Source organism: Micromonospora globbae, assembly GCF_036184225.1.
Lineage (GTDB): Bacteria > Actinomycetota > Actinomycetes > Mycobacteriales > Micromonosporaceae > Micromonospora > Micromonospora globbae.
Genome location: NZ_CP108084.1, coordinates 3,947,190 through 3,973,208, shown reverse-complemented (window position 1 = coordinate 3,973,208; position 26,019 = coordinate 3,947,190). Strand labels below are relative to the sequence as shown.

At 75.3% G+C, this 26,019-nt stretch carries 22 protein-coding genes; 10 read left to right on the top strand and 12 right to left on the bottom strand.

Going from position 1 to position 26,019, the window contains the following annotated elements:
• Positions 1-111: 111 nt before the first annotated feature.
• The 4 genes from OG994_RS17610 to OG994_RS17595 all read right to left on the bottom strand — a co-directional run bounded on the left by OG994_RS17610 (position 112) and on the right by OG994_RS17595 (position 4,412).
• Positions 112-1,179 carry an NADH:flavin oxidoreductase/NADH oxidase gene (locus OG994_RS17610; protein ID WP_328850360.1) on the bottom strand — a complete coding sequence of 356 codons (1,068 nt, stop codon included), beginning with the start codon at positions 1,177-1,179 and terminating at the stop codon, positions 112-114.
• A gap of 87 nt (positions 1,180-1,266) precedes the next feature.
• The gene (locus tag OG994_RS17605; protein ID WP_192902133.1) at positions 1,267-2,565 is read right to left on the bottom strand and encodes a dicarboxylate/amino acid:cation symporter; all 1,299 of its coding nucleotides are present in this window, start codon (positions 2,563-2,565) and stop codon (positions 1,267-1,269) included.
• Between the two features lie 250 nt (positions 2,566-2,815).
• A complete protein-coding gene (locus tag OG994_RS17600) occupies positions 2,816-3,454 on the bottom strand; it encodes a DUF998 domain-containing protein (protein ID WP_328850359.1) in 639 nt (212 codons plus the stop codon).
• On the bottom strand, positions 3,447-4,412 hold the full coding sequence (locus tag OG994_RS17595; RefSeq protein ID WP_328850358.1) for a glutathione S-transferase family protein: 966 nt from the start codon (positions 4,410-4,412) through the stop codon (positions 3,447-3,449). The genes OG994_RS17600 and OG994_RS17595 overlap by 8 nt, the downstream gene beginning before the upstream one ends.
• A gap of 172 nt (positions 4,413-4,584) precedes the next feature.
• On the opposite strand from OG994_RS17595, the gene pcaF reads away from it, so the two are divergent.
• The 8 genes from pcaF (at position 4,585) to OG994_RS17555 (ending at position 17,217) form a co-directional block, all read left to right on the top strand.
• Positions 4,585-5,790, top strand: coding sequence for a 3-oxoadipyl-CoA thiolase (gene pcaF, locus OG994_RS17590; protein ID WP_120328455.1), 1,206 nt, complete (start codon positions 4,585-4,587; stop codon positions 5,788-5,790).
• A gap of 127 nt (positions 5,791-5,917) precedes the next feature.
• Positions 5,918-6,733, top strand: coding sequence for an SAM-dependent methyltransferase (locus OG994_RS17585; protein ID WP_328853741.1), 816 nt, complete (start codon positions 5,918-5,920; stop codon positions 6,731-6,733).
• A gap of 4 nt (positions 6,734-6,737) precedes the next feature.
• Positions 6,738-8,903 carry a putative bifunctional diguanylate cyclase/phosphodiesterase gene (locus OG994_RS17580; protein WP_328850357.1) on the top strand — a complete coding sequence of 722 codons (2,166 nt, stop codon included), beginning with the start codon at positions 6,738-6,740 and terminating at the stop codon, positions 8,901-8,903.
• A gap of 134 nt (positions 8,904-9,037) precedes the next feature.
• Complete coding sequence (locus OG994_RS17575; protein ID WP_328850356.1) at positions 9,038-9,538, top strand: DUF456 domain-containing protein; 501 nt, start codon at positions 9,038-9,040, stop codon at positions 9,536-9,538.
• A 272-nt stretch (positions 9,539-9,810) separates the two neighbouring features.
• Positions 9,811-11,175 carry a glutamine synthetase family protein gene (locus tag OG994_RS17570; RefSeq protein ID WP_328850355.1) on the top strand — a complete coding sequence of 455 codons (1,365 nt, stop codon included), beginning with the start codon at positions 9,811-9,813 and terminating at the stop codon, positions 11,173-11,175.
• A 102-nt stretch (positions 11,176-11,277) separates the two neighbouring features.
• Positions 11,278-12,633 (top strand): aldehyde dehydrogenase family protein, encoded by a 1,356-nt coding sequence (locus tag OG994_RS17565; protein ID WP_407942537.1) that lies wholly within the window; start codon positions 11,278-11,280, stop codon positions 12,631-12,633.
• A gap of 4 nt (positions 12,634-12,637) precedes the next feature.
• On the top strand, positions 12,638-13,402 hold the full coding sequence (locus OG994_RS17560; protein WP_328850354.1) for a 3-oxoacyl-ACP reductase: 765 nt from the start codon (positions 12,638-12,640) through the stop codon (positions 13,400-13,402).
• Between the two features lie 167 nt (positions 13,403-13,569).
• On the top strand, positions 13,570-17,217 hold the full coding sequence (locus OG994_RS17555) for a SpoIIE family protein phosphatase (RefSeq protein ID WP_328850353.1): 3,648 nt from the start codon (positions 13,570-13,572) through the stop codon (positions 17,215-17,217).
• An 84-nt stretch (positions 17,218-17,301) separates the two neighbouring features.
• On the opposite strand, the gene OG994_RS17550 is transcribed toward OG994_RS17555, so the two are convergent.
• The gene (locus tag OG994_RS17550) at positions 17,302-17,616 is read right to left on the bottom strand and encodes an STAS domain-containing protein (protein WP_328850352.1); all 315 of its coding nucleotides are present in this window, start codon (positions 17,614-17,616) and stop codon (positions 17,302-17,304) included.
• Between the two features lie 92 nt (positions 17,617-17,708).
• On the opposite strand from OG994_RS17550, the gene map reads away from it, so the two are divergent.
• Both map and OG994_RS17540 read left to right on the top strand, forming a co-directional pair.
• Positions 17,709-18,566, top strand: coding sequence for a type I methionyl aminopeptidase (gene map, locus OG994_RS17545; RefSeq protein ID WP_120328446.1), 858 nt, complete (start codon positions 17,709-17,711; stop codon positions 18,564-18,566).
• Complete coding sequence (locus tag OG994_RS17540; protein WP_120328445.1) at positions 18,563-19,279, top strand: VIT1/CCC1 transporter family protein; 717 nt, start codon at positions 18,563-18,565, stop codon at positions 19,277-19,279. Before map ends, OG994_RS17540 begins: the two co-directional genes overlap by 4 nt.
• Positions 19,280-19,286: 7 nt before the next feature.
• Here OG994_RS17540 and OG994_RS17535 read toward each other — a convergent pair whose 3' ends face one another.
• The 7 genes from OG994_RS17535 to OG994_RS17505 all read right to left on the bottom strand — a co-directional run bounded on the left by OG994_RS17535 (position 19,287) and on the right by OG994_RS17505 (position 25,918).
• The gene (locus tag OG994_RS17535; protein ID WP_328850351.1) at positions 19,287-20,024 is read right to left on the bottom strand and encodes a nucleotidyltransferase domain-containing protein; all 738 of its coding nucleotides are present in this window, start codon (positions 20,022-20,024) and stop codon (positions 19,287-19,289) included.
• Positions 20,025-20,170: 146 nt separating this feature from the next.
• A complete protein-coding gene (locus OG994_RS17530; RefSeq protein ID WP_328850350.1) occupies positions 20,171-20,671 on the bottom strand; it encodes a nitroreductase/quinone reductase family protein in 501 nt (166 codons plus the stop codon).
• 99 nt (positions 20,672-20,770) lie between these two features.
• Complete coding sequence (locus OG994_RS17525) at positions 20,771-23,563, bottom strand: FtsX-like permease family protein (RefSeq protein WP_328850349.1); 2,793 nt, start codon at positions 23,561-23,563, stop codon at positions 20,771-20,773.
• Entirely contained in the window at positions 23,560-24,294 is a 735-nt protein-coding gene (locus OG994_RS17520) for an ABC transporter ATP-binding protein (protein ID WP_120328444.1), read from the bottom strand. Before OG994_RS17520 ends, OG994_RS17525 begins: the two co-directional genes overlap by 4 nt.
• On the bottom strand, positions 24,291-24,887 hold the full coding sequence (locus tag OG994_RS17515; protein WP_120328443.1) for a PadR family transcriptional regulator: 597 nt from the start codon (positions 24,885-24,887) through the stop codon (positions 24,291-24,293). The genes OG994_RS17520 and OG994_RS17515 overlap by 4 nt, the downstream gene beginning before the upstream one ends.
• Before the next feature lie 78 nt (positions 24,888-24,965).
• Complete coding sequence (locus OG994_RS17510) at positions 24,966-25,415, bottom strand: ferritin-like domain-containing protein (RefSeq protein ID WP_120328442.1); 450 nt, start codon at positions 25,413-25,415, stop codon at positions 24,966-24,968.
• Positions 25,412-25,918, bottom strand: a complete 507-nt coding sequence (locus OG994_RS17505; protein ID WP_328850348.1) for a hypothetical protein — start codon at positions 25,916-25,918, stop codon at positions 25,412-25,414. Before OG994_RS17505 ends, OG994_RS17510 begins: the two co-directional genes overlap by 4 nt.
• Between the last annotated feature and the right edge of the window lie 101 nt (positions 25,919-26,019).

Below are 26,019 nucleotides of genomic sequence, written 5' to 3'. Positions count from 1 at the left end.
GGGGCGGAATGCCCGATTCGCCGTCGCCAACCTCATGATCGACCGAGTAGCCGGCGGGCGGGCGGGGCGGGCGGGGGTCGGGGGTCGGGGGTTGGCGGGGGAGGGGCGGGGTCAGGCGGCGCGGAGGTACTGGCTGGGCCAGGTGGGGGTGACGCCGAGCTTCGCGGCCGCGTGGAGCGGCCAGTACGGGTCGCGCAGCAGTTCGCGGCCGAGCAGCACCAGGTCGGCCTCGCCGTCGGCGACGATCCGTTCGGCGTGCTCGGGCTCCACGATGAGGCCGACGGCGCCGGTGGCGACCCCCGCCTCCCGGCGGATGCGGGCGGCCGCGGGCACCTGGTAGCCCGGGCCGAGCGGGATGCGGGCCGCGGGGCTGATGCCGCCGGAGGAGGTGTCCACCAGGTCCACGCCGGCGGCGGCCAGCTCGGCGGCGAGCGCCACGCTGTCGTCCACCGTCCAGCCGCCGTCGACCCAGTCGGTGGAGGAGATCCGGGCGAGCACCGGCACGTCCTCGCCGACCGCGGCGCGTACCGCCCGGGCCACCTCCAGCGTGAGCCGCATCCGCCCGGCACGGTCGCCGCCGTACGCGTCGGTGCGGTGGTTGGTCAGCGGGGACAGGAACTCGTGCAGCAGGTACCCGTGCGCCGCGTGGATCTCCACGGCGGCGAATCCGGCGTCCAGCGCCCGGGTGGCGGCGGCCGCGAACGCGTCGACCACCGCCGCGATGCCGGCCGCGTCGAGGGCGGTCGGCGTCCGGTAGTGCGGGGCGAACGGCTCCGTGCCCGGGCCGACCGGGGTCCAGCCGCCCTCGCCGTCGGGCACCCCGCCCTGCGCGTCCGCCCACGGACGGTACGTCGAGGCCTTGAACCCGGCGTGCGCGAGCTGCACGGCCGGCACCGCACCGTGGGCGGCGAGGAACGCGGTCACCGGGCGCCAGGCGTCCACGTGCGCGCCGGACCAGATCCCGGTGTCCTGCGGGCTGATCCGCCCCTCCGGCAGCACGGCGGTCGCCTCGCTGAGCACCAGGCCGACGCCGCCGACGGCGCGGGCGCCGAGGTGCACGAGGTGCCAGTCGGTGGGCAGGCCGTCGGGGCCGGCCGTGTACTGGCACATGGGCGACATGGCGATGCGGTTGGGCAGGGTGACCGCCCGCAGGGCGAGCGGGGAGAAGAGCGTGCTCATGGCGTCATCCTCTCGGTGCACACGACGGAGGGCCCCGGATGGGGGCCCTCCGTCGGTCTCAGGTGTCGACCGGTCCCGGCGTCTCGGTCAGGCCGGGACGGGCGCCAGCTCGTCCTTCCGGGTCGCGGCGTCCGCCGGCTCCGGGTCGATCAGCTCACGCCGGCCGGCCGAGTCGTACGCGGTGCGGTCGAGCGTGCCCTCGCGGGCCGCCACGACGGTCGGCACCAGCGCCTGTCCGGCCACGTTCGTGGCGGTGCGGATCATGTCCAGGATCGGGTCGATGGCCAGCAGCAGGCCGGCGCCGGCCAGCGGCAGGCCCAGCGTGCTGAGGGTCAGGGTGAGCATCACGAGCGCGCCGGTCAGGCCCGCCGTGGCGGCCGAGCCGACCACCGACACGAACGCGATCAGCAGGTAGTCGGTCACCCCGAGGTGCACGCCGAACACCTGGGCCACGAAGATCGCGGCGAGCGCCGGGTAGATCGCGGCGCAGCCGTCCATCTTCGTGGTCGCGCCGAACGGCACCGCGAACGAGGCGTACTCGCGGGGCACGCCGAGCCGCTCGACGGCCCGCTGGGTCACCGGCATGGTGCCCACCGAGGAGCGGGAGACGAAGGCCAGCTCGATGGCGGGCCAGGCGCCGGCGAAGAAGCGCAGCGGGTTGAGCCGGCCGGCGGCCAGGAGCACCACCGGGTAGACCACCAGCAGCACGATCGCGCAGCCGACGTAGACGGCCGTGGTGAACTTGGCGAGCGGCGCGAGCAGGTCCCAGCCGTACGAGGCGACGGCGTTGCCGATGAGGCCGAGCGTGCCGATCGGGGCGAGCCGGATCACCCACCACAGGGCCTTCTGGACGATCTCCAGGACGGAGCGGTTGAGCGTCACGAACGGCTCGGCCTTCTCGCCGACGAGCAGCGCGGCGGCGCCGACGACGATGGCCAGGAAGACGATCTGGAGCACGTTGCCCTCGACGAACGCGCCGACCGGGTTCGTCGGCACGATGCCGGTGAGGAAGTCCGTCCAGGAGCCGGTCCGCTTCGGCTCGGCGGCGCCCGCGAGGTCGAGGGTGACGCCCCGGCCCGGGTTGGTGAGGAGGCCGAGGCCGATGCCGACGCTCACCGCGACCAGGGCGGTGATGCCGAACCAGAGCAGCGTCTTCAGCGCCAGCCGGGCGGCGTTGGCCACGCCGCGCAGGCTCACGACGCTGACCACGATGGCGGTGAAGACCAGCGGCGGCACGGCCAGCTTCAGCAGCTGGACGAAGAGGCCGCCCACGGTGTCGAGGGTGCTGGTCAGCCAGCTCAGGTCGTTCGCGCGGGCCAGGAAGCCGAGGGCGACGCCGAGCACGAGGCCGAGCAGGATCTGTACGGAGAAGGGAATCTTGCGCAGGGCTGTGGGCATGGGGATGTGTCCAAGGGTCTGGTGGGTCCGGGCAGGGTCAGGAGACGGGCTGCCCCGGACAGACGCCGCTGGCCTGCAGTCGCAGATCGACGTACAGGCGGACGGTCAGGCACCAGATGTTGGTCATCGCCGCACGACGATACGCCGGGGACGTCCGGTGCGGAAGGGGCGGTGCGCGTGACGATCCTTACAAACATGTCTGTCGATGGCTGACACCCCGCACGGCACCCGCCGGCACCTACCGCCGGTCGACGAGGCCGACGGTCGTGGCCGCGGCCACCCCCCAGAGCACCGCGATCGCGAGCACCACGCGCTCCAGCACGCCGACCAGCGTCCCGCGGCCGACCAGCAGCATCGCGAGCCCGACCGCGGCGCACAGCGGCAACGCCACCGCGGCGGCGAGGGCGGACAGGCGCCGCAGCCGCGCTCCGGCGTCCCGTGCGAGCGTCACCGCCACCATCGCGAGGACCACCGCCGCGGTGGCCGCGATGCTCGCCCCGCCGTGCACCAGGTCGGCCACGGTGGCCCGCTCGAACGGCGGCAGCGGGCAGCCGGTGCTGCAGGTCACCGCCCCGGACAGCGCCGTGCCGAGGCCGCCCGCGGCCAGCAGCGCGGCCGCCACCCGCAGCACCGGCGGCAGCGCCGCGGCGAGCAGGAGCAGCCCGGCGGCGAGGGCGTACACCCCCACCCGGTACGTCGGCGCGTGGTCACTGCCGGTGATGCCGGCCTCGCTCACGTACCCGGTGAATCCCGGGCCGGGACCGGCGAGCACGGCGACCGTCACCGCGGACGCCCCGGCGAGGATGCAGCCGGCGGCCGCGGCCGCGGCGGCGGCACGGAGCGTGAGCGGCGGCTCGGGTCGGGCCCGGTCAGCCACGCCCGTGCGGCGTGGTCCAGCCGGAGGTGTCCGGGCCCAGCGGCACGATCCCGCTCGGGTTGATCTCCCGGTGGGTGGCGTAGTAGTGCCGCTTGATGTGGTCGAAGTCGACCGTCTCGCCGAAGCCGGGGGTCTGGAACAGGTCCCGGGCGTACGCCCAGAGCACCGGCATCTCGGTGAGCTTCTGCCGGTTGCACTTGAAGTGCCCGTGGTAGGCCACGTCGAAGCGGACGAGCGTGGTGAACAGCCGCACGTCCGCCTCGGTGATCTTCTCGCCCATCAGGTACCGCTGCCCGGCGAGCCGCTCCGACAGCGCGTCCAGCCGGGCGAACAGCGCCCGGTACGCCTCGTCGTACGCCTGCTGGGAGGTGGCGAAGCCGCACCGGTAGACGCCGTTGTTGACGTCCCGGTGGATCTCCGCCATCAGCGCGTCCATCTCGGGGCGCAGCTCGACCGGGTAGAGGTCCGGCGCGTCCGGGGCGTGGAACCGCCGCCACTCGGTGGAGAAGTCCAGGGTGAGCTGGGGATAGTCGTTCGTGACCACCTGCCCCGTCACCGTGTCGATCAGCGCCGGCACCGTGATCCGCCCCGTGTAGTCCGGGTCGGTGGCGAGGTACGCCTCGGAGAGGAAGCCGATGCCGAGCACGGGGTCGAACCCGTCCGGGTCGAGGGCGAACCGCCAGCCCCGTTCGTCGCGGATGGGGTCGACGGTGCCCAGCGAGATCACGTCCTCCAGGCCGAGCAGGCTCCGCACGATCCGGGCCCGGTGCGCCCAGGGGCACGCCCGGCACCAGATCAACCGGTAGCGGCCGGCCTCCAGCGGCCAGCGGCCCTGCTCGTCGGGGCCGCCACCGGGCGGGGACGTCGAGTGCGGGGTGACCCGGCCGGTGAACCGGTTGGGCTGGCGGACGAACTCGCCGGTGGCACTGGTCTCTGCGCTGAACTGGGCCCGGGCCATGCCGTCAACCTATCCGTTCCGGCCGGTGGATATCCTGGCTGCCGGGTGTCTCGCGCTCCCCCGGCGGGCGCTCGCGTCCCGCCCGTCCCACCCCGGACCGCGTGCCCGACCCCCGAGGGACCGCGTGTCCCACCCCGAAGGTCCGCCTCTCCCACCCCCCGAAGGACTCGCGATGACCGTGGCATACCTGGTGGCCGGTGTCCGTACCCCGATCGGCCGGTACGGCGGCGCGCTGGCCGGCGTCCGCCCCGACGACCTGGCCGCGCACGTGATCCGCGAGCTGGTCGCCCGCCACCCGTCGGTGGACTGGGCCCGGGTGGACGACGTGCTCCTCGGCTGCGCCAACCAGGCCGGCGAGGACAACCGCAACGTGGCGCGGATGGCCGCCCTGCTCGGCGGGCTGCCGGAGGAGGTGCCCGGCAGCACGATCAACCGGCTGTGCGGCTCGGGGCTGGACGCGCTCGCCACGGCGGCCCGCGCGATCGTGGCCGGCGAGGCCGAGCTGGTCGTGGCCGGCGGTGTGGAGAGCATGAGCCGCGCCCCGTTCGTCATGCCGAAGGCCACGTCGGCGTACTCGCGGGCGGCGGAGATCCACGACACCACCATCGGTTGGCGGCTGGTCAACCCGCTGATGAAGAAGCAGTGGGGGATCGACTCGATGCCGGAGACGGCGGAGAACGTGGCGGCCGAGTTCGGCGTCGACCGCGCCGCGCAGGACGAGTTCGCCCTCCGCTCGCAGCAGCGCGCGGCCAAGGCGCAGGCCGACGGCCGGCTCGCCGAGGAGATCGTGCCGGTGACCGTGCCGGCCGGTCGCCGGGAGACCCGGCAGGTCGAGGTCGACGAGCACCCCCGGGAGACCTCGCTGGAGAAGCTCGCGGCGCTGCCGACCCCGTTCCGGGAGGGCGGCACGGTGACGGCCGGGAACTCCTCGGGCGTCAACGACGGCGCGGTCGCCCTGCTCGTCGCGTCCGAGGCGGCGGTCGCCCGGTACGGTCTCACCCCGCTGGCCCGGATCCGCGGAGCCGCGACGGCCGGCGTGCCGCCGCGCATCATGGGCGTTGGGCCCGTGCCGGCGACGCGCAAGCTGCTCGACCGGCTCGGCGTCGCGCTCGGCGACGTGGACGTCGTCGAGCTGAACGAGGCGTTCGCCGCCCAGTCCGTCGCCGTGCTGCGCGAACTGGGCCTGCCCGAGGACGCCGAGCACGTCAACCCGAACGGCGGCGCCATCGCGCTGGGCCACCCGCTCGGCGCCAGCGGCGCCCGGCTCGCGCTGACCGCCGCGCTGGAGCTGCGCCGCCGCGGCGGCCGGCGGGCGCTGGCCACGATGTGCATCGGGGTGGGACAGGGGATCTCCCTCCTGATGGAGTCCGCGGCCTAGAGTGTTCTGCACCACACCCTCCGCGGGTCGGCCGGTGGGCCGCCGGACGCCCGCACGCGCCCCCTCGCGCGTGCGTCGCTGACGTCGGGCGCCGGCTCCGCCCCGCTCGCGCGACGAACTGGGGAGTCTGCAGATGCCGGACGGCCTTCCGACCGAGATCGACCTGTCCCGCCCGAGTGCCGCCCGGGTGTACGACTACTTCCTGGGCGGCGCCCACAACTTCGAGATCGACCGGCAGCTCGCCGAGCAGATCGCGGCCATGACGCCGCACCTGCCGGCCACCATGCGCTCCGGTCGCGAGTTCCTGCGCCGGGCGGTCCGGGCGCTGCTGGACGCCGGCATCGACCAGTTCCTCGACATCGGGTCGGGCATCCCGACGGTGGGCAACGTGCACGAGGTGGCCCAGGGCGCCAACCCGAAGGCGCGGGTGGTCTACGTGGACATCGACCCGGTGGCGGTCGCGCACAGCCGCGAACTGCTCGCCGGCAACGAGCTGACCACCGTGATCCACGCCGACCTGCGGGAGCCGGAGCGGATCCTCGCCGAGGCGCGCGGCCTGCTCGACCTCGACCGGCCGGTCGGCATCCTCCTCGCCGGCGTGGTGCACTTCGTCCCGGACGCGGACCGCCCCGCCGAGATCCTGGCGACCCTGCGGGCCGCCGCGGCCCCGGGCAGCTACCTGGTCATCTCGCACTCCACCTTCGAGGACCAGCCGCAGGAGATGCTCGACGCGCAGCGGCTGTCGGCGCGTACCGACACCGAGATCACCCTGCGGTCCCGGGCCGAGATCGCCGGCTTCTTCGGCGACTGGACGATCCTCGAGCCGGGTGTGGTGCACATGCCGCTCTGGCGTCCCGACTCGCCGTCCGACGTGGACGAGCACCCGGAGCGGTTCGGGGCGTTCGGTGGCGTCGCGCGCAACGACCGGCCCGTCGCCGGCTGACGCCGTGGCCGGCGTCCCGGATCCCACGGGGGACGACGTCAGCCCGGCCGGCGCGCAGGAGTACGCCGCGCGGTGGGCCAGGGCGGTACGCCGCCTCGGTTTCGTGCCGCTCAGCGCGGCCGAGACCGAGCGGCTGCTGCTCACGTACACCGTGCGGCTGGCGTCGGCGCTGCGCGCCGACCCGTTCTCCGCCCAGCCGGCCGCCGAGATCGGGCGGGCGCTGGTCGAGGCGCACCTGACCGAGCCGCTCATGCTGGAGTGGTCGGTGCGCGCCCTCGGGGAGGACCTCGTGGGCCGGGTCGTCCCGGGCGAGGCCGCGCCGGCGGACGCGCGGGCCCGGGTGGCCGGTCTCCAGGGCGCCCTCGCCGCCGGCTTCACCCGGGCGCTGCGCGACCGCACCTTCGCCCAGCAGGAGCGGATCGCCCGTTCGGCCTGGCAGGCCCGCGACGAGGTGGAGCAGGCCCTGCGCGACAGCGAGGCACGGTTCCGGGCGGTCTTCACGGGCGCGGCGATCGGCATCGGCATCGCCGACACGAGCGGCCGGATCATCGACGTGAACCAGTCGTTCGCCGACATGCTCGGGTACTCGGCGGACGAGCTGCGCCAGCTCAACGTCGCCGCGCTCTTCCACGCCGACGACGCCGCCGGGATGTGGGAGCTCTACCAGGAGCTCATCGAGGGCAAGCACGACTCGGTGCGGCTGGAGAAGCGCTACTACCGCAAGGACGGGACGAGCCTCTGGACGGACCTGGCGGTCTCCCTCATCCGGCACGACGACGGCCGGCCGCGGTTCACCGTCGCCATGATCGAGGACATCACCGAGCGGTACGCGTTGCAGCAGCGGCTGCGGTTCCAGGCGTTGCACGACCCGCTCACCGGGCTGCCCAACCGGACCCTCTTCTTCGAGACGCTCGGACGCGTCCTCGAGACCGCCGACGCCGGCCGGCGCGTCGGCGTCTGCTTCCTCGACCTCGACGGGTTCAAGGCGATCAACGACAGCCTCGGGCACGACCTCGGCGACCGGCTGCTGGTCGTGATCGCCCGCCGGCTCGCCGACTCCGTGGCCGACCACGGTCACCTCGTGGCGCGGATGGGCGGGGACGAGTTCGTCATCCTCGTCGACGGCGGGGACGGCCTCGACGACGCGGTGGCCGTGGCGGAGGCCGCGCTGGCCGCCGTGGCCACGCCGGTGCACGTCGACGACCAGCAGCTGACCGTCTCGGCGAGCGTGGGCGTCGTCGAGTGCCCGGCCCTGGAGACCAGCGCGTCGGAGCTCATGAAGGCGGCGGACACCACCCTCTACTGGGCCAAGGCGGAGGGCCGCGGGCGGTGGGCGGTCTACGACCCGGAGCGCAGCGCCCGCGACATCGCCCGCTCGTCGCTGGCCGCGAACCTGCCGGGGGCGCTGGACCGGGGCGAGTTCGTGCTCCACTACCAGCCGATCGTGTCGCTGCTCGACGGGCGGATGCTCGCCGTCGAGGCGCTGGTGCGGTGGCAGCACCCCGAGCTGGGCCTGCTCGGCCCGGACCGGTTCATCGGGCTCGCCGAGGAGACCGGGCTGATCGTGCAGCTCGGCGCCTGGGTGCTGCGCCGGGCCTGCGAGGACGCCGAGCAGTGGCGGCGCCGCTTCCCGGACGCGGGGCTGGTGGTGAGCGTCAACCTGGCCGCCCGGCAGGTCGAGGACCCGACCATCGTGGAGACCGTCTCGGACGCGTTGGTCTACAGCGGCCTCCCGGCCCGGCTGCTCCAGCTGGAGCTGACCGAGAGCGCCGTGATGGGCACCGCCGGGGAGCCGCTGCGGTCGCTGCGCCGGCTCGCGGCGCTCGGCGTACGGCTGGCCGTCGACGACTTCGGCACCGGCTACTCGAACCTCGCGTACCTGCGCCGGCTGCCGATCCACTGCCTGAAGCTGGCCGGCCCGTTCGTGGAGGGCATCCGGGGCGACGCCCCGGAGACGGCGGCCGACCACCGGGACGAGCGCATCGTGGACGCGCTGGTCCGGCTGGCACACGCGCTGGAACTGTGGGTGACCGCCGAGGCCGTGGAGACGGTCGTGCAGGCCGAACGGCTGCGGGCGCTGCGCTGCGACACCGGGCAGGGGCAGTTGTTCGGCGCGCCCGTGCCGGCCGACGCCATCGCCGCCCGCCTGGCCGGTACGGAGGCGGCGTGAGCGGGCGCGGCGGGCGTGCGCCCGCCGCGCCCTGATGCGAGGGTGGAACGACCGGTGACCGCGCCGGCGGCCCGGCGGCCCGGTACGGGTCGGCGGGATCCCCGGTGGGCCGGGCGGATTGGGGGGCGGCGCCGATGAGCGTGACCGACAGCGAGACGGTCGTCTCGGTGGTCGCCGCACTGGCGATCCTGGCCGGGCTGGCCGGCGTGATCGTGCCGGGCCTGCCGGCGCTGCCGCTCTGCTGGGGCGGGGTGCTCGTCTGGGCGCTCTTCGGCGGCGCGGGCGGCGGCCGGTGGCTCGTGCTCGCCACCGCGACCCTGGTCGCCCTCGGCGGGACGGTGGTGAAGTACGCCTGGCCGGGGCGGAACCTGAAACGCAGCGGGGTGCCCACGTCGTCCCTGCTCGCCGGCGGGCTGCTGGGCCTGGTCGGGTTCTTCGTCGTCCCCGTGGTCGGGCTGGTGCTCGGCTTCGTGGGTGGGGTGTGGGCGGCCGAACGGCTGCGGCTCGGCGACGCCCGGCTCGCCTGGCCGGCCACGAAACGGGCGGTGGCGGCGGCCGGCCTGTCGATGCTGCTGGAGTTCCTCGCCGGGCTGGTGATCGCCGCGCTGTGGGTCGCCGGCCTGGTGCTCACGTGAGCCCGGCACGACGGCACGGAAGTGTGGGTGCGGCGGCGCGGCGCGCATGTCGGGTACGGCAGGGAGCGCCGTACGGGTGAGAGAGAGGCGACCACGCCGCGCCGCCGCGGGCCGGGCGGTCCGAGCGCCCGGCGGTGGCCCGTCGCGATCGGGCCAGGTCACGGGAACAAGGATGCGCCGCCCGTCGGGCACCGGCAACCACAATTCGCCACACCCGGGGCATTGACGGTGATCGGGTCCGGCCAGTAGGACTTGGGGATGGAGGGCCGCCGATGAGGAAAGCCCCGCTCACGCTGGAACGGCTGCGGGTCGCCGTGGCCGACGGCGAGATCGACACCGTGGTGCTGGCGCTCGTCGACATGCAGGGCCGGTTGCAGGGCAAACGGTTCCACGCGCCGTACTTCCTGGAGCACGTGGTCGGCCACGGCAGCGAGGGGTGCAACTACCTGCTCGCGGTGGACGTCGAGATGAACACCGTCGACGGGTACGCGATGTCGAGCTGGGAGCGCGGCTACGGCGACTTCGCCATGCGGCCCGACCTCGCCACGCTGCGCCGGGTGCCGTGGCAGCCGGGCACCGCCCTGCTCCTGGCCGACCTGGAGTGGCTGGACGGGGCCGGTCCGGTGGTCGCCTCGCCCCGGCAGATCCTCCGCCACCAGCTCGACCGGCTGGCCGGGCACGGGCTGACCGCGTACGCCGGCACCGAGCTGGAGTTCGTCGTCTACCGCGACTCGTACGAGGACGCCTGGCGGCGCGGCTACCGGGAGCTGACCCCGGCCAACCAGTACAACGTGGACTACTCGCTGCTCGGGACGGCCCGGGTCGAGCCGCTGCTGCGTCGCATCCGCACCGAGATGGCGGGAGCCGGGCTGTCCCCGGAGAGCGCGAAGGGGGAGTGCAACCTCGGCCAGCACGAGATCGCCTTCCGCTACGACGAGGCGGTCACCTGCGCCGACCACCACGTCATCTACAAGAACGGGGCGAAGGAGATCGCCGCCCAGGAGGGCATGTCGATCACCTTCATGGCCAAGCCGAACGCCCGCGAGGGGAACTCCTGCCACATCCACTTCTCGCTGCGCGACGTGGACGGCCACCCGGCACTGCTCGGGGACGGGCCCGGGCGGCTGAGCGTGACCGGCCGGCAGGTGCTGGCCGGGCTGCTCGCCACGATGCGCGAGTTCAGCCTGTTCTTCGCGCCGAACGTCAACTCCTACAAGCGGTACCAACCGGGCTCGTTCGCGCCGACCGCCCTGCGGTGGGGCACCGACAACCGCACGTGCGCGCTGCGTCTCGTCGGGCACGGCCCGGACGTGCGGGTGGAGAACCGGGTGCCGGGCGCGGACGTCAACCCGTACCTGGCGATCGCCGCGCTGGTCGCCGGGGCGGTGCACGGCATCGAGCAGGAGCTGGAGCCCGGGGAGGAGTGCACCGGCAACGCGTACGACGACGCCGCCGCCGAGCGGGTGCCGGGCACCCTGCGCGACGCCCTCGCCCTCTGGGAGTCCTCGACCGTGGCCGCCGAGGCGTTCGGCGCCGAGGTCGTGGCCCACTACGCCAACCACGCCCGGGTCGAGCTCGCCGCCTTCGACGCCGCGGTCACCGACTGGGAGCTGTTCCGTGGCTTCGAACGCCTCTGACGCCCCCGCGATCTTGCACTTTGTGCCCGCTCTTCGTGGTGGTACGTGGCTTTTGTCGGGGCCGAAACTGCAAGATCGCGGGGGTCGGGGAGGGGTGGGCGGGTGACGCGCCTGGTGAACCCGGCCACCGGGGAGGTGTTCGCGGAGGTTCCGGACACGTCACCGGAACAGGTGGACGCGGCCGTCGCGCGGGCCGCCGCGGCGTACGAGCGGTGGCGGTGGGTGGCGCCGGGGGAGCGGGCGCGGCTGCTGCGCCGGTTCGCCGCCGTGGTCGACGCCCACGTGGAGGAGCTGGCGCGGATCGAGGTGCGCAACAGCGGCCACCCGATCGGCGGCGCCCGGTGGGAGGCCGGCAACGTCCGGGACGTGCTCGACTACTACGCGGGCGCGCCGGAGCGGCTCGCGGGCCGGCAGATCCCGGTGCCGGGCGGCCTCGACGTGACCGTGCACGAACCGCTCGGCGTCGTCGGGGTCATCGTGCCGTGGAACTTCCCCATGCCGATCGCCGCCTGGGCGCTCGCCCCGGCGCTCGCCGCCGGCAACACCGTGGTGCTCAAGCCGGCCGAGCTGACCCCGCTCACCGCGCTGCGCCTCGCCGAGCTGGGTCGCGAGGCGGGCCTCCCCGACGACGTGTTCACCGTGCTCCCCGGCGCCGGTCCGGTGGTGGGCGAGCGCCTCGTCACCCACCCGGCCGTACGCAAGATCAGCTTCACGGGCTCCACGGCGGTCGGCACCCGGATCATGGCGGGCTGCGCCGCACAGGTGAAGCGGGTGACGCTGGAGCTGGGCGGCAAGTCGGCCAACCTGGTCTTCGCCGACGCCGACCTGCCGAGGGCGGCCGCGACCGCGCCGTACGCGGTCTTCGACAACGCCGGCCAGGACTGCTGCGCCCGCTCCCGGATCCTCGTCCAGCGCAGCGCGTACGACCGGTTCCTGGAGCTGCTCGAACCGGCGGTGCGTGCGGTCCGGGTCGAGGACCCCGCGCGGGAGACCGCCGAGATGGGCCCGCTCGTCTCGGCGGCACACCGGGACCGGGTGGCGGGCCACGTCGAGGGCGCCAGGGTGGCCTTCACCGGCGCCCGGCCGGACGGCCCCGGCTTCTGGTACCCCCCGACCGTGCTGCTCGCCGACTCCCCGGCGGACCGGCACTGGCGTGCGGAGATCTTCGGCCCGGTCGTGTCGGTGCTGCCTTTCGACGACGAGGCGGACGCCGTCCGGCTCGCCAACGACACCGAGTACGGCCTGTCCGGCTCGATCTGGACCCGGGACGTCGGCCGGGCGCTGCGGGTGGCCCGGGCCGTCGAGGCGGGCAACCTGAGCGTCAACTCGCACTCCTCGGTGCGCTACTGGACACCGTTCGGCGGCATGAAGCGCTCCGGTCTCGGACGCGAGCTGGGCCCCGACGCGCTGCACGCCTTCACCGACGTCAAGAACGTCTTCATCGCCACGGAGGAGTGAGCAGGTGGATCGGTTGCGGGACCGGGTGGCCGTGGTCACCGGGGCGGGCAGCGGGATCGGGCTGGCCACCGTGCGGCGGTTCGCCGCCGAGGGGGCCCGGGTGGTGTGCGTGGACATCGACGCCGAGGCCGGGCAGCGGGCCGCCGCCGAGGTGGGCGGTGAGGCCGTCGTCGCCGACGTGGCCGACGAGGCGGCCGTACGCGCGCTGTTCGACGGGGTCGTGGAGCGGCACGGCCGCGTGGACGTGGCGTTCAACAACGCCGGGATCTCCCCGCCGGACGACGACTCCATCCTGGAGACCGGCCTGGACGCCTGGGAGCGGGTGCTGCGGGTCAACACCACGAGCGTCTACCTGTGCTGCAAGCACGTGATCCCGCACATGCGCCGGCAGGGCGGCGGTTCCATCATCAACACCGCCTCGTTCGTGGCGCTGATGGGCGCGGCCACCTCGCAGATCGCGTACACGGCCAGCAAGGGCGGGGTGCTGGCGATGACCCGGGAACTGGGGGTGCAGTTCGCCCGGGAGGGGATCCGGGTGAACGCGCTGTGCCCGGGCCCGGTCGCCACGCCGCTGCTGCTCGAACTCTTCGCCGCCGACCCGGAACGGGCCGCCCGCCGGCTGGTGCACGTGCCCATGGGCCGGTTCGGCCGGGCCGAGGAGATCGCCGCCGCGGTGGCGTTCCTGGCCAGCGACGACGCGTCCTTCGTGACCGCCGCGCAGTTCGTGGTGGACGGCGGCATCACCGGCGCGTACGTCACACCGCTCTGACGCCGGCGGCGCCGCCGGGTCGCGTCGCGGCGGGAATCCGCCCGGTCGGGAAGACGACAACAGCGTACGAGGTGTCCCAGGCGTTACGCGGTGGTCCCGCCGGGGTACAAGGCGGAGCACGGCGGAGATCATCGGCCGGGTGGGACGGGGCCGGTCCGGGAGGGTGCATGAGTTCGGCGCTGGGGGGCACGGACGCGGGACGACGACCGGCCGCCGACGACCACCTTCCGCGGTCGCTGGCGGCGGCCTTCGCCAACGGCGGCGAGATGGGTCGCCTCCTGGCCACCTTCGACTGGTCATCGACCCCGCTGGGGCCCCCTCGGGAGTGGCCGGCCGCGCTCACGGCCGCGGTCGGCACGATGCTCGCCTCCAGTGCGCAGATCGTCATGTTCTGGGGTGACGAGCACCTGGCCTTCTACAACGACGCCTACCGGCCGACGATCGGCGGCAAGCACCCCGACGCGCTCGGCCGGCCGGCCCGGACGCACTGGGCGGAGACCTGGAGCGTGCTCGCCCCGCTGCTGTCCGGCGTACGCGTCACGGGCCGCTCCTACCGGGCGGAGGACCACCCGTTCCTGCTGGAACGGCACGGCTTCCTGGAGCAGACGTACTTCGACGTCTCGTACGACCCGATCCGCGACGCGGACGGCACGGTCGGCGGCGTCTTCTGCATCGTGAACGAGACCACCGGGCGGGTGCTCGGCGAGCGGCGCATGCGGGCGCTGGCCGAACTCGCCGCCGACCTCGCCGACGTGGGCACCGTCGCCGCACTCGGCCGTGCCGCCGCCGCGGTGCTCGACCGGCACCGGGCCGACGTGCCGTTCGCCCAGATCTGGCTGCGCGACGAGGGGGACCGGTTCGTCCTGGCCGGGTGCAGCGGCGAGGCGCCGGCCGCCCCGGCCGCGCCCCCGGCCGCGCTCGCGCGGATCGACGACGGCGGGCCGGTGACCGTCCCGGTGGCGGAACTGCTGGACCCGCCGCCCGCCGCGGCGGCCGACCGGGCGCTCGTGCTGCCCGTCACGGCGGCGAACCAGACCGTCGGCGCGCTCGTCGTGGGCGTGTCCCGCCTCCTGCCGCTGACCGCGGAGTACCGCGGCTTCCTGGACCTGGTGGCGGCCGAGATCTCCCGCGCGGTGGGCAAGCAGCGCGCGTACGAGCAGGAGCGCGCACGCGCCGCCGAGCTGGCCGCCCTGGACCGCGCCAAGACCAACTTCTTCGCCAACGTCAGCCACGAGTTCCGCACCCCGCTCACCCTGGTGCTCGGTCCGCTGGAGGATCTGCTCGCCGACCCGGCCCTGCCGGCCGCCCACACCGACCGGCTCGCCGTGATGCACCGCAACGCGCTGCGTCTGCTGAAGCTGGTCAACACCGTGCTGGACTTCTCCCGGCTGGAGTCCGGCCGGCTCGCCGCCCGGTACCAGCCCACCGACCTGGCCGACTACACCGCGCGGCTGGCCAGCACGTTCCGCTCGGCGACCGAACGGGCCGGGCTGCGGCTGGTGGTCGACTGCCCGCCGCTGCCGACGCCCGTCCACGTCGACCGGGACATGTGGGAGAAGATCGTCCTCAACCTGCTGTCGAATGCCGTGAAGTTCACCCTCCACGGCGAGATCCGGGTCCGGGTGCGGGCGGTGCCCGAGGGCGCCCGGCTCGAGGTGGCCGACACCGGGGTGGGCATCGCCGCGGAGGAGCTGCCGCACGTCTTCGAGCGGTTCCACCGGGTGCCGGGCGCGCGCGCCCGTACGCACGAGGGCACCGGGATCGGCCTGGCGCTGGTCCGCGAGCTGGTCGAGATGCACGGGGGCGAGGTCGCCGTGACCAGCCGGGTCGACGCGGGCAGCACGTTCACCGTGACCGTCCCGTTCGGTCGCACCCACCTGCCGCCCGAGCGGGTGGTCGAGGCCGGGCCGGAGCCCGCGGAGCCCGAGCAGGCGCTGCTCCACGTCGCGGAGACCGCGCTCTGGACCGGCACGGGCGCGGCCGTCTCGGTCGCGGCCCGCCCCGCCGCGCCGGCCGGGCGGATCCTCGTGGCCGACGACAACGCCGATCTGCGGGAGCACGTCACCCGGCTGCTCGCCCCGAGCTGGGAGGTGGTCACCGCGGGCGACGGCGCCGAGGCCCTGCGGCTGGCCGTGGCGGGCAGCTTCGACCTGGTGCTCGCGGACGTGATGATGCCCGAACTGGACGGCTTCGGGCTGGTCGGCGCGCTGCGCGCGGACCCGCGTACGCGGCACGTGCCGATCGTGCTGCTCTCCGCCCGAGCCGGCTCCGCCGAGGCGGTGGCCGGCCTGTCGGCCGGCGCCGACGACTACCTCACGAAGCCGTTCTCCGGCCAGGAGCTGATCGCCCGCGTGCGGGCCAACGTGGAGCTGGGGCAGCTACGCGGACAGATCATCCGCCGGCTCCGCGCGCTCGCCGACGCGGCGGTGGCCGTCAACACGGCCCGTTCCACCGCCGACGTGCTCCGCGTCGCCGCCTCGCACGCGCTCGAACTCGTCGGGGCCGCCCGGGTGGTCGTCACCGCCGACGGCGGGCGCGCCGAGGCGGACGCCGGGGGCAGCGCCGGCGCCGACCCGTCGTTCGTGCTCGCGCTCACCGGCACCGGCGGTGAGCCGCTGGGTGACCTGCGGGTGTGGCGGCGGGACGGCGACGGCGGGGACACCGACGAGGCCGCGCTGACCCAACTGGCCCGGCTGGTCGGCGCGCGGCTGGAGAACGCCCAGCTCTACGAGGCCGAACACCGCACCGCCACCACCCTCCAGCACAGCCTCCTTCCCCGGTCGCTGCCCCAGCTGCCCGGCGCCGTGGTGGCCAGCCGGTACCTGCCGGGCACCGCCGGCGTCGAGGTCGGCGGCGACTGGTACGACGCGATGGTGCTCGACGACCGGGAGCTGGTGCTGGTCATCGGTGACGTGGTCGGCAAGGGGGTGCAGGCGGCCGCCGCGATGGGGCAGCTGCGCAACGCGCTGCGGGCGTACCTGCTGGAGGGCTTCGACCCGGGCGAGTCGCTGACCCGGCTGAACCGGCTGGTCACCCTCACCGAGCGCCGATCCTTCGCCACGGTCCTCTGCCTGCTGTACCACCCCGGCACCGGGCGGCTGCGCTACGCCAGCGCCGGCCACCCGTCGCCGCTGCTCGTACGCGGTGGTGACGTGGTGCTCCTGCACGACCGTGCCCTCGGACCGCCGGTCGGCGCCCTGCCCGGCGCCTCGTACCGCACGGTGGAGGGTCGACTGGCCACCGGCGGCCGGCTGCTGCTCTACACCGACGGGCTCATCGAGGACCGGCACGTCGGCATCGACGAGGCGCTGGCCCGGGTGCGCGCGGACGCGGCCGCGCCCACGGAGCACGTGGCCGACCTGATCGACGCCGTGGTGGCCCGGGTCGCCGGGCGGCCACGACGCGACGACGTGGCGGTGCTCGCGCTGGAGGCGACCGAACCCCACCGGTTCGCGTTGCGGCTGCCGGCCGACCCCACCCGGTTGAGCGTGCTGCGCAAGCGCCTGGAGGACTTCCTCGTGGCCCACGGCGTCGGCGAGACGGACCTGTTCGACCTCACGGTGGCGATCTCGGAGGCGGCCGCCAACGCGATCGAGCACCCGGTCGCCCCGGCCGAGCCGACGATCGGCGTCGAGGTGGCGATCGAGGACGGCACGGTGGTCGCCACGATCCGCGACAGCGGGCGGTGGCGGGAGCCGACCGGCTCCGGGTTCCGGGGCCGGGGGTTGTCCCTCATCCGGGCGTTGGGGGACCTGACCGTCGACCGTACGCCGGACGGCACGCAGGTGACGCTGCGCCGGCGGCTGCGGGGCTGAGCGGGACGGGACGGTCACCGCGGGAGCGGGACGGGACGGTCACCCCGGGAGCGGGACCGGACCGTCACTCCGGGAGCGGGACCGTCACTCCGGCCGCAGCCAGGGCTGCTCGCCCAGGCCGGAGACGTCCAGCACGCGGCGGACCTGCCGGGACGGCAGGACGCTGAGCGCGTCGGGAAGGCGCTGGGCGAGCCGGACCAGGGCGTGGATCGCCGCCGAGTCGAAGAAGGTGACCGCCCGCAGGTCGAGCGTCACCCGCGCGGCGGGCTCGCGCAGCGCGGTCTGGAACATCGTGTCGGCGGTGGCCATGTCGACCTCGCCGGTCACCACGACGAAAAGATCGTCGCCGTCGATCTCCGCCGTGGCGGAGAAGACGGGCGGCGCGACCCCGTGATCCACCCCGCCACCATGGCACAACGGGGCAGACGGGGCAACAGGCGCCCGTGCGGACCGTCGCGGGCGTGTCCGTGTCGCGGCGATAGGCTTGGACCATGACCGTCCGTGCGCCGCTGACCCCAGGCACGCTCTCCCCGTGGCGAGCGGTTCCCGCTCACATCCCGCGTCCCGAGTACGTGGGCAAGAAGGGCCCTCGGGAGTTCCACGGATCGCACGTGCAGACCCCGGAGACGATCGAGAAGATGCGCGTGGCCAGCCGGCTCGCCGCGCAGGCGACCCAGCTCGCCGGGGAGCACTGCAAGCCGGGCGTCACCACCGACGAGATCGACAAGGTGGTGCACGAGTTCCTCTGCGACCACGGGGCGTACCCGTCGACGCTGGGCTACAAGGGCTTCCCGAAGTCCTGCTGCACGAGCCTCAACGAGGTCATCTGCCACGGCATCCCGGACTCGACGGTCCTGCAGGACGGCGACATCATCAACGTCGACGTCACGGCGTACCTCGACGGGGTGCACGGCGACACGAACGCCACCTTCTGCGTGGGCGAGGTGAGCGAGGAGGCCCGGCTGCTGGTCGAGCGGACCCACGAGGCGATGATGCGGGGCATCCGCGCCGTCGCCCCGGGGCGCCAGATCAACGTGATCGGCCGCGTCATCGAGTCGTACGCCAAGCGGTTCGGCTACGGCGTCGTGCGCGACTTCACCGGGCACGGCATCGGCGAGGCCTTCCACAGCGGGCTCTACGTGCCGCACTACGACAGCCCCCGGCCCACCGAGGTCATGGAGCCGGGCATGACGTTCACGATCGAGCCGATGATCACCCTGGGCACCTACCAGTACGACATGTGGGACGACGGCTGGACCGTGGTCACCAAGGACCGGAAGTGGACCGCCCAGTTCGAGCACACGATCGTCGTGACCGAGGACGGCCACGAGATCCTGACCCTGCCGTGACCGACAGCCCGGCGGCGCTGCGCGAGGCGCACCACGCGGACGTCTCGGGCGGCTGGCTCCGCCCGGCCGTGTTCGGGGCGATGGACGGGCTGGTCACCAACATCGCGCTGATCGCCGGCGTCGGCGGCGGCGGGGTGTCGCCGCGCAGCATCGTGCTCACCGGCGCCGCCGGCCTGGTCGCCGGCGCGATCTCGATGGGGCTCGGCGAGTACACCAGCGTCCGGTCGGCCAACGAGCAGGTCGCCGCGGAGGTGGCCAAGGAGCGGCGCGAGCTGGAGCGGCACCCCGAGGCCGAGGCGCAGGAACTGGCCGACACGTGGGTCGCCCGTGGGCTGCCCCCGGACCTCGCCATGCAGGTGGCGCAGGCGCTGCGGCGCAACCCGGAGGAGGCGCTGCGGGTGCACGTCCGGGAGGAGCTGGGCGTCGATCCGGACGACCAGCCGAGCCCGTGGGCGGCGGCCATCTCGTCGTTCCTCTTCTTCTCTGTCGGGGCGTTCGTGCCGTTGGTGACCTACCTGCTCGGCTTCACCAGCCTCGGGCTCGCCCTCGGCGTGGGCGGGCTGGGCCTGTTCGCGGCCGGCGCGGTGGTCGCCCGGTTCACGAACCGGCCCTGGTGGTCCAGCGGCCTGCGGCAGCTGCTGCTGGGCGCCGCGGCGGCCGCCGCCACGTACCTGGTGGGCGCCCTCATCGGCGTCCAGGGCGGCCTCGGCTGAGGCGCCGTCACGTGGTGAGCAGGTCGTCGACCGTCCCGTCGACCGGCTGACCCCGGGCGGCCAGATCCTCGGCCTGCCGGGCCAGCACCGCGCCCACCTCGGTCATGTCCGCGCCCGCCAGCCCGGTACGCCGCACGGCGTCCCCCGGGTCCCGGAAGTAGGTGCGGCTGAGCAGGCCGTTGACGGTCGCGGCGGCCAGCCGGGCCTCGCCCAGCATGAGCAGGGCCTGGTCCGTCTCGTACCACTCGGCCAGCCGCGCGGCCCGGGCGTGCGCCGCGTGGCCCCGGTACCACGCCTGGCGGGCGGCGGCGCTGAACTCGGCCGGACGGGCCCGGGCCAGACGGCCGAGGTGCTCGTCGCGCAGGGTCCGCAGCCAGCCGGTCGGGTCGTGCAGCGGGCGGGTCGTGACGTACCGGTCGGCGGTCAACGGCCAGAGCGAACTGATCACGCGGGCCTGCCGGAGGTGGTCCTCGGCGCCGGCCACGGTGAGGTCGACCAGCACCCCGTCCACCCGGCGGGTGGCCGGCGCCGGGCCGGTGCCCGGGCGGTACGTCACCACGAGGATCCCGATCTCCCCGTCCCCGCCGCCGTCGTCGTCGCCGTGTGCCAACGGCCCGTGCACGGCGACCGCGAGCACGTCGGCCGGGAACCGGCGCCGGGCCGCCTCCGCCACGCGTTCGGCGACCGTCCACCGGGGATCGGTGAGGTGCCGGTCGATCTCGACGTCCTCGTTGTCGACGCTCACGCCCGACGCCCCCTGCGACCTCGTGGACGCGCGCGGCGCGTCCGCTGCCCGGTCAGGGCGTCGCCGGCCGGCCCGGGCCGCTCGCCCCGCTGACCGCGGGCGCCCCGGCGGCGACGTGCGCGCCGGTGGCCCCGCTGGGCACCACCCTAGCGGCGGCGGTCGCCGGCACCCGGCACGCCGCGCCCGCCGGGGACCAGCCGGAAGACGCGGATCTCCCGGTCGCCGGCCCGGCGCACGTACGTCCGGTACGCCGGCCACTCGGTGACCAGGCGCTGCCAGAGCCGGTCCCGTTCGGGGCCGGTGACGACCTCGGCCCGGACCGGGACGCGGCGGCCCCTGACGGTCACCTCCGCGGCCGGGTCGGCGAGCAGGTTCAGCGACCAGCCCGGCTGGTGCGGCTGGCCCCAGTTCGAGCCGACCACCACGTACGCGTCCTCGTCGCGGACGTAGAGCAGCGGCGTGCTGCGGGGCTGGCCCGAACGGCGGCCGGTCGTGGTGAGGATGAGGGACGGGACCAGGCCGAGGGCGACCACCCGCCCCCGGGTGAGCCGCCCGACGGCCCGGTCGGCCGGGACGAGCAGGCGGGCGACCGCCGCGAACCAGCGGTGGTGGCCCAGGCGGCGGGTGACGGCACCGAACACGGACACGGGGACAGTCTGCCGGCCGCCCGCTCCCGGCGGCGTCCCGGGACCGCGTCGCGGCCGGCGGGGGTGCACGGGAAGGCCGGGCCGGCCACCCCGGTGCGGTCAGTCAAGGCGCCGCTCGACCGGCAGCCGGGAGCGGGTGAACAGCCCCGCCCCGAGCATCGCCACGAGTGGCACGAGCACGAGGACGCCGAGGGTCGACCAGGGCACGACGAGCGGGTACGGGTCCTCGATGGGCCAGCTCTCGGCGTACTGCCGGTTGGTCGAGAGCAGGATGATGAGCGCGGTGCCCAGGCCGGCCACGATGCCGAGCACCGACCCGAGGCCGGCGATCACCCCGGCCTGGCAGAGCGCCAGCAGCCGGCGTACGCCCGGGCCGGCCCCGACCGCGGCGAGCGTGGACAGGTCCGCGCGGCCCTCCGCGGCGGCGAGTCCGGTGGCGATCCCGGCCGCGCCCACCGTGACGAGCCCGGCGGCCCCGGCGAGCAGGAGCAGCAGCGGCTCGCTCCCGCCCGGCGGGACGCCCGACTCCACGTCCACGATCACCTCGCCGTACGGCCGCAGCGCGTCGGTGAACCGCTGCCGCTGCCGTTCGTCGGGAACCTCGGGCGCCGACGCGATCCAGGACGTGGTGCGCGGGGTCAGCCCGAGCCGGGTGGCCGCCGCGGGGGAGATCAGCAGCCGGGTCGGGCCGACGGCGCCGGGCAGCGCGTGGCCCGGCAGCACACCGCTGACCGGGGGAGTCGGCGACACCGATCCCACGCTGGCCCGGTCGACCCGCACCGCCACCCGCCCGTCGTGCAGGTAGCGCGGGTCGGTCACCACCACCCCGCCGGCGCGCAGCACGGCGGTGGCGGCCGCGGCCTCGGCGGGCCCCGCGCCGGTGAGCAACGGCAGCGCGGTCCCGTCGTCCACGACGACGTGGACGTACGGGCCGTAGTAGTCGTGGGACCGCAACTGGCAGCGCGGATCGGCCCGGGCGAGCCGGCGCTCGGCGGCGCTCATCCCGTCGCGCGGCTGCCACGGGCAGGCCCTCTCCGGCGGGAGCACCGGCTCGACCGCGCAGTAGTCGACCGGCCCGCTCACCGCGTCGCAGTCGACGAAGTTCACCGGCACCACCGCGCTCGCGCCGAGGTGCGCCCGGGCCGCCGCGGCGACCTCGTCGAGCGGGGGCGCGGGCCGGTCCGCCTGGGTCTGGCTGACCTGTATGTTCCCGAGGGGCAGGGCGGGCTGGTAGGCGACGCGGTCGCGTTGCGCGTCGCTGGCCAGGTAGGCGCCCAGCGCGACGCTGGCGGCGACGGCCGCCATGACGGCCGAGATGGCCGGTGCGGCGGAGGCCCGGTTGCGGCTGGCGTCCCGCAACGCGATCCGGGGAGCCAGCGGCAGCGCCCGCCCCAGCCGGGCCAGGAGGCCGATGAGGGTCGGCGTGCAGAGGACCAGGCCCAGCTCGCCGAGGATCAGTCCGAGGAGGATCACCGTGGGGGTGGTCCGGGTGGCCCCGAGCGCCGCGACGGCCGCGCCACCGGCGGCCAGGACCACCCCGACCGTCAGCCACCGCCCGCGGTCCCGTGGCGGCGTCCGCCGGCCGGCCAGCCCGGCCACGACGTCCTGCCGGGCGGCGGTCCACGCGGGGGCCAGCGCGGCGAGCACCCCGGCCAGTACGGCGACACCGGCGACCACCACCAGCGCCGCCGGCCAGCAGCGGTAACCGCCGAAGCGGGCGCCGAAGACGTACTCCTCCACGAGTGGCCGGCCGGCGAAGGCCGCCGCGACGCCGAGGACCAGGCCGGCGGCGGCGCCGAGGAGGCCCAGCACCACCCCGTCGGCGAGGACCACCCGGCGGAGCTGGGCGGCGTCGCCGCCGGCCACCGCGACCAGGGCGAGGTCCCGGCGCCGCCGGCGTACGCCGACCGCGAAGGCCGGCCCGACGAGCAGCACCACCTCCAGCAGACCCAGACCGCCGACGAGCACGCTGGTGCCGAGGTCGTTCACGTCCGCGCCGCCCTGGCCGGGCCAGAGCCGCAGCGACGACTCCTCCTCCGCACCGGTCCGGGCCGTCACGACCAGGCCCTGCTCGTTGAGCCGCCGTACGAGGTCGGCGTCCACCGTCCCGGGCACGTCGGCCAGCCAGGTCGCGTCCGGACCGGGCTCGACCGGGGGCACGGCCGCGGGGTGCAGGGCGAGCATCGGGCCCAGGTTGTCGGGGAACTCGACCACCCCGACCACGCGACGCGGGCCGTCGCCGGTGGTGACGGTGCCGCCGATCCGGATGTCGAGGCGGCGCAGGGCGGCGCGGCTCGCGGCGACCTCGTCGGGACCGGCCGGTGCCCGCCCCTCGCGCAGCCGTGCGGTGCCACGGGCGAGGGGGTCGGTGAGGTCGAGCGCCCGGCCCATGATCGTCTCGTCGCGGCCCTGCGCACGGACGGAGACCGGTATCCAGTCGCGGATCCCGGTGACCCGGCCGCCGGGCCCGAGCAGCGCCGTGAGCTCCTCGGTGGTGAGCGTCGAGCCGGGCCCCGACGGCTCCGGGTCCCGCGACGACCAGCTGTCACCCGACTCGTCCTGGACGACGGGGTGACGGGAGACCCAGTGCAGCGCGGCGTCCGCCACGCCGAGTTGTCGGTCGAGCCGCTCCTCCTGGGTCAGCTCCGCCATGTCGTAGCTCGCCGCCACGAACGTCAGCACCAGCACCGGCAACGTGATCATCGCGAGCACCAGCGCGGTCCGGCCGCGGGCCCGCCGCGCCTCGCGCCGCGCGATCCGCAGCGCCGTCCGCCACGAGCCGGCCAGTTCGGCCGTACGCCGGCGGCGCAGGGGCGTGGGGGTCGGCGCGGTCGGGGGCGTGTCCCGCGTGCCGGCCGGGGGCCGGATCCGACCGCCGGAGCGGACGGTCACCGCCCGCTGCCGCTCAGCAGCTGCTCGACGCTGCCCAGCGGGGCCGTCGAGTCGACCAGCACCCCGTCGCGCAGGAACACGACCCGGTCGGCCCACCCGGCGTGGCGTGCCTCGTGGGTGACCAGCAACCCGGCCGCACCGGCGTCGACCCGGCGCCGCAGCAGGTGCAGCACGGCCTCGCCGGTCTGCGAGTCCAGCGCGCCGGTCGGCTCGTCGGCCAGCACCAGCCGCCGCTCGCCGACGAGCGCCCGCGCGATGGCCACCCGCTGCTGCTGGCCGCCTGAAAGCTGGTCCGGGAACCGGTCGCCCAGGTCGGGCAGGCCCACCTCGGCGAGCGCGGCCCGGGCCATGGCCCGCGCCCGCCGCACGCCGGTGCCGTCGAGTTCCAGCGGCAGCGCCACGTTCTCCACGGCGGTCAGGCTGCCGAGCAGGTTGAGGTTCTGGAAGATGTAGCCGACCCGGCGGCGGCGCAGCTGGGCCAGCCCGCGGCGGTCCAGGGCGGCCAGCGGCTGGCCCTCGACGCGCACCTCGCCGGCGGTCGGGCTGTCCAGCCCGCCGGCCAGCGCCAGCAGGGTGGACTTGCCGGAGCCCGACGGGCCCATGACGGCGACCAGCTCACCGGGCCCCACGGTCAGGCTCACCCCGCGCAGGGCGTGCACGGCGGCCGGGCCGGTTCCGTGGGTGCGGTGGACGTCGCGTACGTCGAGCACCGCGACGTCCGATCCCGTCACCGCCGGGCCTCCTCGTCGGCCGGTAGCACCGCCTCTGCGCCTCGCGACGCGTCCGGGGACTGCGGGCCGGGGGCGGGCGGGCGGTAGCGCACGAGGCTGGTCTCGCAGTGGTCCAGCCAGCGCACCTCGGCCTCGGCCTGGAACACCATGGCGTCCAGCACCAGCCGCCACGGCAGGTCCTCCGGCCGGTCGCTGGCGTACTTCAACCGGGTCAACTCCTGCAACGCCCGCATGGTGGCGGCGCGCTGGGTCTGCACGACCGACCGCACGTCCACGCCCGGGGTCGTGAGCGCCAGCGCCAGCTTGATGGACAGCTCGTCACGGGGGCGGTCGGTGCGGCTCACCGGGGTGGCGAACCAGAGGGCGAGGTCCGCCCGGCCGGCGTCGGTGATCTCGTACGGGCGCTGCCCGGCCTCGCTCTCCGGCAGGGAGCGCACCAGTCCGTCCCGTTCCAGCCGGGAGAGCGTGGTGTAGACCTGCCCGATGTTCAGCGGCCAGGTCGACCCGGTCGACTCCTCGAACGCGGCGCGCAGCTGGTAGCCGTACATCTGGCCGCGTTCCAGGAGGGCGAGCAGCCCGTGACGGATGGACATGGGCGGAGTATGCATACCTGGTATGCGACCCGCAACCGGAGGTGATCCCCGTCGCGGCCGGCCGACCGGGGCCGGGGGTCAGGTGGGGCGGCCCGGGAACGGCACGGTCACCGGATCGACGCCCGCCGTACGCCGCCAGCGGGTGGCCCGGACCGAGTAGTCGATGAGGGCGTCCAGCGCCTGGTCGCGGTCGGGACCGGTGGTGGCCGCCAGTGCCGCCCGCCAGTGCGCCGCCGTACGTTCCTCGACCTCGACCGCGAGCCGCAGCGCGCTCGCCCGGTCGGTGATCGGGAACGGCAGGGCGTACCCCGCCCGGTCCGGGGGGACGGTGGCGCCCGCGGTGCTGAGCTGGAGCACGAGCGCGTCCCGGCGGCGCCGGTGGGCGGCCTCGGCCTGCCGGGCGGCCGTGCGGGCCGCCCCGCTGAGCCGTACGCCGATGGGGCCGTACGCGTAGATCGCCGCGTACTCGGCGGTCAGCGCCGCGGCGAGCGCCTCGGCGGGCGCGGGTGGTGCGGCGCGCTCGCTCACTTCAGTGCCTCCAGGTGCGTGGCCCGGGCCGCCGCGATCGAACCGACCAGGGGCGCGCGCTCGGCGGGCGCCGAGGCGCAGGCCGCGACGGCCGCGTCCCGGCCGGCGCGCTCGCGCTGCCGCAGGTCGGCGAGGGTGGCGTCCGGGTCGGTGGACGGCGCCCCGCTGGGCGCCGGGGTGGACGAGGGCGGCGTGACCCCGATGAGGCGGGCCAGCTCGCCGGCGTGCGCCCGGTGCGCCTCGGCGATCGGGGTGAGCCGCGCCGCGAGGTCGGGGTGTGCCGTGGCGGCGTCCTGGTACGCGGTGGCGAGCGTCAGCGCCTCGTCCAGCAGCGGACGCAGCGGATCGGGTGCCTTCGGTGCCTCGTCGTCCCCGCCGAGAAGATCACATCCGGCCAGCGGCGCCGCCGCGGCGCCGAGGGCCAGCAGCCCTCCGGCGCGCAGCAGACCGCGCCGGGAATGCCCGGGCGCCGGGATGCGCTGTGCTGTCCTGCCTCTGGCCACCGGACAAGTCAACACCATGCGCAGGGGCACGCGGGGCACCGCCGTCGGTGCGCCGCCCGGCCGGGTGGCCCTCAGGCGCGTTACGCTCTGCGCAGCCACCG

Bases quoted from the DNA above. Each gene is read 5' to 3' on its own strand.
- pcaF (WP_120328455.1), top strand. From the start codon at position 4,585: ATGACCGTGGCATACCTGGTGGCCGGTGTCCGTACCCCGATCGGCCGG.
- OG994_RS17555 (WP_328850353.1), top strand. From the start codon at position 13,570: ATGAGTTCGGCGCTGGGGGGCACGGACGCGGGACGACGACCGGCCGCC.
- map (WP_120328446.1), top strand. From the start codon at position 17,709: ATGACCGTCCGTGCGCCGCTGACCCCAGGCACGCTCTCCCCGTGGCGA.
- OG994_RS17515 (WP_120328443.1), bottom strand. From the start codon at position 24,887: ATGTCCATCCGTCACGGGCTGCTCGCCCTCCTGGAACGCGGCCAGATG.
- OG994_RS17575 (WP_328850356.1), top strand. From the start codon at position 9,038: ATGAGCGTGACCGACAGCGAGACGGTCGTCTCGGTGGTCGCCGCACTG.
- OG994_RS17595 (WP_328850358.1), bottom strand. From the start codon at position 4,412: ATGGCCCGGGCCCAGTTCAGCGCAGAGACCAGTGCCACCGGCGAGTTC.
- OG994_RS17610 (WP_328850360.1), bottom strand. From the start codon at position 1,179: ATGAGCACGCTCTTCTCCCCGCTCGCCCTGCGGGCGGTCACCCTGCCC.
- OG994_RS17570 (WP_328850355.1), top strand. From the start codon at position 9,811: ATGAGGAAAGCCCCGCTCACGCTGGAACGGCTGCGGGTCGCCGTGGCC.